At 74.8% G+C, this 1,127-nt stretch carries 1 protein-coding gene and 1 pseudogene; both read right to left on the bottom strand.

The features are described from left to right. On the bottom strand, positions 1 to 276 hold a 276-nt coding region (locus AC27IQ_RS25215), incomplete at its 3' end, for a hypothetical protein (protein WP_487091255.1). Between the two features lie 93 nt (positions 277 to 369). After that, positions 370 to 1,127, bottom strand: a pseudogene (locus AC27IQ_RS25220) (GGDEF domain-containing protein); the annotation flags it as partial.

Raw genomic sequence — 1,127 nt, forward strand, 5'->3', positions numbered from 1 at the left:
CGGCTGCGCCGGGGGCGCGGCCAGCAGGCACAGCGGGCAGTCCCAGTGCGCCAGGCCCGCGGGCTGCGCGCCGTCATCGGCATGCACGACGGCCTTCACCGTTCCGACGCCGGTGCAGACCCACTCGACCACCTGGGGGTGCACGATGGGCGAGGCCACCGCCACGCCCAGCGACAGCACGAACCACGCCATGACCCAGCGCACGCGGGCTTGCCAACGCGCCAGCCCGCCGTGGACAGCAAGGGGGTTGCGCAGCGGGCGATGGGGTTGGGGCACGGGGCGATTATCGGCAAACCGACGGGGCAAGAGCGAAGCATCCGGCGATGGGATGGCGACAGGGCGCGGTGGCCGCTGCGGCACATCCCGCCTTCACGCCGCGCGCACCTGCGCGCGCCCACCCCGCACCGAGCGCACCTCGACCCGGTCGCGGCCCGCGCGCTTGGCCTCGTAGCACGCCATGTCGGCCGCATGGAGTACCGCGGTCACGTCGTATACGCCGCTGTCCAGCGGCACGAGGCCGATGCTCACGCCCAGCGTGTAGCTGCGGCCCTGGTATGAGGGCTCCCACGCACGCACGGCGGCGCACAGCTGCTCGGCGATGGCCAGCCCGCGCCCCAGCGGGCAGCCGGGCAGCACCACGGCGAACTCGTCGCCACCCAGCCGCGCCGCCCAGCCCACCGACCGCACCTGGGTCTCGATGAGGCGGCCCACGTGGCGCAGCACGTCGTCGCCCGCGTCGTGCCCGGCAATGGCATTGACCACGGTGAAATGGTCCAGGTCCAGGAACAGCACCACGCCCTCGCCCGCCTCCCCGCCCGGGTGCGCCTGCACCGTGTCGGGGCGGGCCGCGCGGTCGGCCAGCAGCGCATGCAGGCGCTGGCTGAACGCGTCGCGGTTGGCCAACTGCGTGAGGGCGTCGAGCCCGCCCGCCCAGTTCTCGCGGCGGCGGGCCTCGCGCGCGGCGGTGAGGTCCTCCAGCATCCAGACCGTGCCCGCATCGCCTGAGGCGCCCCGCACCGAGCGGCCCAGCACGCGGGCCCACACCGCGCTGCCCGTCCTGGCGCAGGAAGCACACGTCGCCATCGAAGGTGCCGTGCGCCGAGAACTCGCCCGCACGCGCGCTTGGG

Source organism: Acidovorax sp. KPB24-07 (genome assembly GCF_057543315.1).